The following is a 3,270-nucleotide window of genomic DNA, read 5'->3' on the forward strand; positions in this document are numbered from 1 at the left end:
CCTGGCACATCTCTTGATGAAATTATTCGTGCTTATTGTGCAGTTTAGCGTCTCATACTTATTTGAAATGACTATAAACAAACTTTTGTCCCTCTAAGCGCTGGCGCGCTGGCTTCGCCCAGGCGGACTAACAAGTTATACTAAATTAGCTTATGAAACTCGGTAGTTGAAACCGATCCTAAGTAACGTCTGTTCGGGAGAAGCGAGGTAAGCTGAAGATTATAAAACAGATTCAGCAAGCATCTCCCAGGTCTAGTTTAGAAGAACTATTCTGCCATATCTATGATTTCTGCTAAGAATTTGAACCTTCACGGGGAGACAACCCCGTCAGAACATAGATCTAATCAAGGACATAGCCCTCATACCCATCTGAAAAAATGGTAGTTTATTGCCTCTGATTCTGATTAATTATGTAATAATATCCTGACTTGCATTCCATACCCATTACCCAGCATGGACCATATAATCCAATCCAAAAACTACTGTGTCGCCTGATTGATCCCCTGCATTCAGTTAACCTACCCACATATTTGTGAATTCCGATATTCTTGATTTTTTGACCTTGGAGTATAGCACAACTGTAGGCAATGGCTATCAGTAATATCAAACTGTTTAAACGCTGATTCTTACCCTGGCTCTTTTCGCACATTATCACCATTCTTACAAACTTTAAACATCGCATCAATTCCACTGGGGCATTTAAAAGTATCGACCGCCTGCTCTCAATCGCCTAAATTAGTAAAAAGATACCAACCTTCTTTTTACTGTTTGACTCGATATTTGCGTCGCCAATAACCAGCGATCTCACAAGTACCAAAACTTTTTTGTTTAGTAAATTTTACCTCTGATAAAAAAAATTTCTGGTAGTAAACCCAACTCAGATAAGAGGATGTAATCAGAGTTTTCTGATTGGATATGTCGTCCTCACAATTCCAGCCAGAGATATCTTTTGTAAGTAGTAGTTCCGAATTAATTACACAATATTTTTACTGAAACCCTTACCCAGCAAGGAGGATTCATGTAATTAATTTTGTTTGGTTACTTAATAAAAGCCAATCGCTCAACTCTCTTGTTTCTTTTGAAATCGGTTGGTGTCTGGGAGCCATAATAAATTGTCGGCCACAATCTCGACATTTAAAATTTTGTTTCCCCGAGTTAGTATAACCATTTTTGACAATGTATTGAGAATTACACGCTCGACATTTCATAAACTAAAACTCAAGGTTGATTGAATAAGTAAAATTATCACACATTTTCCTGACTATGCAGGACTACCCTAATTAAGTAACCACACAAAATTAATTACATAAAGACTCCTTGCTGGGCAAGGGTTTCAGGAGAAATATTGTGTAATTAATTCGGAACTACTACTTATCAACTATGAACGGAATATCTGCTTCTTCAGGGGGAGAGTTCCTCAATAAATAGACTCTCCGTTAAACCATAGGCGATCGCATTCCTCCTACACAGAAAAGAGTGGACTCTTTTCTCAGATCCACTCTCTGTTAAACTCTCTTAGTGCTAGCTTTAACAAGCTGGAGTTAAGTCCTTACTTTACCTAGTCCTTAATGATTCTCTTGTCATGAATGACCACTTTGTCCTTGAGTTCAGGACTGCCGGAGATGTGAATATCGCTATCCTTATTTCCCTCTGCAGCGGATTCGGCTAGATATTGGGCAGATGACTTAACATCATGCGCTGCACGTTTAGCAGATTCGGCTGCATTTTGGGCAGATGACTTAAAATCATGCGCTGCACCTTGAGGAGATGGGGTTGCATTTTGGGCAGATGACCTAAAATCAGGCACTGCAGGTTTAGCAGATTCGGCTGCATTTGGGGCAGATGATTTAAAATCCTGCGATGCACCTTGAGGAGATGGGGTTGCATTTTGGGCAGATGACCTAAAATCAGGCACTGCAGGTTTAGCAGATTCGGCTGCATTTTGTGCAGATGATTTAAAATCCTGCGCTGCACCTTTAGCAGATTCGGCTGCGCTTTGAGCAGATGACTTAACATCCTGCTTAACATCCTGGGCTGCACCTTTAGCAGATTCGGCTGCATTTTGGGCAGATGACTTAACATCCTGGGCTGCACCTTTAGCAGATTCGGCTGCGCTTTGAGCAGATGACTTGATTGATTCAGCTACACTCTTGCCAGATGACTGAAGCGATTCGGCTGCGCTTTTTATAGATGGCTCAACTGCTTTCGCTGTATCTTTTACAGTCGATCTCAGATCCTTAGTTGCCGCCTCAATTTCTTGAGCTACAGCTTTGGCAGAAGGCTTAACTTCATCGGCAGTGCTCTTAATAGAGTCCGCTGCACTTTGTATAGAAGGCTTGACACCTTCGACTGTCTGCTTGACTGAATCTTTTACTTCTCTAATCGTAGGTGTGACTTCCTCGGATGCGCTCTTGACTGCATCTACTACAGAAGGCTTGACTTCCTTCACTGTCTGATCGACAGATTCGGCTATACTTTTAATCGAAGGCTTAGTTTCCTCAACCGTCTCCTTGACGGCTTCTGCTGTAGCTTTGATAGATGGTTTAACTTCCTCAACAGTTTCCTTTGCTACTGTCCCTAGCTCTTCTACAGTGTGTTTAATACCGTCTGCTACAGTGTGTGCTGCATCCCCTAAATTATCTACAGCACGGTTAACAGTATCAGCAGTACCTTTACCAATCATAGCGCCAGCAACTGAGCCTGCTACAGCACCAATAATTCCTCCAGAGCGAGCACCCAGTATACCACCGACTGCTGCTCCAGCTATCCTCGCACCAAGGCCTGAGCCTGATGATTCATCTTCCTGTGATTCTGCATTTTCGTTAGTTTGAGCCTGAAGCTGCGCGTTTTCGCTATTGTCAACATTCTTTTCCCGGAAGTCAGGATTTGCTTCAGGCTGGTTAAAAGGCTGCTTATTATCAGTCATAAGATATCCTTCGGTATTAGTGCTACATTTACTACGCTAACTATTTACTGCTCAGAAAATCTACTGCCTAAGAACTAGATTTTGACTGTTACTTAAGAAGTAGATTCTCACAGGTACTGACCACTACGGCGGTAGCGGCTCGCTGTTAATTCGACCTTGTAGAAGCTGGAGGCGCGCGTTAGCGAAGCCCTCGAAGAGGATCGATCGGACATCTGGCCAAGTCTTAGCTTAGCGAACCCAAAATAACTCATCTCTACAGACTTGTTAACGGGTGCATCTCACTTTTGCGAATGTGTCACAAAAGAGTTAAAATGAAAAAGCTAGTAAAATCGTCAAATAAAGAT

The 3,270-nt window shown here is 42.1% G+C and carries 1 protein-coding gene and 1 pseudogene; both read right to left on the reverse strand.

Annotation, left to right across the window (positions count from 1 at the left end; translation table 11 throughout):
- Nucleotides 1-1,106: 1,106 nt before the first annotated feature.
- Nucleotides 1,107-1,208, reverse strand: a pseudogene (locus QUA40_RS28095) (IS1/IS1595 family N-terminal zinc-binding domain-containing protein); the annotation flags it as partial.
- 350 nt (nt 1,209-1,558) lie between these two features.
- The gene (locus tag QUA40_RS28100; protein WP_333131908.1) at nt 1,559-2,926 is read right to left on the reverse strand and encodes a DUF6861 domain-containing protein; all 1,368 of its coding nucleotides are present in this window, start codon (nt 2,924-2,926) and stop codon (nt 1,559-1,561) included.
- Nucleotides 2,927-3,270 lie beyond the last annotated feature (344 nt).

This window comes from Microcoleus sp. Pol11C3, assembly GCF_036701485.1.
Taxonomy (GTDB): Bacteria; Cyanobacteriota; Cyanobacteriia; order Cyanobacteriales; family Microcoleaceae; genus Microcoleus.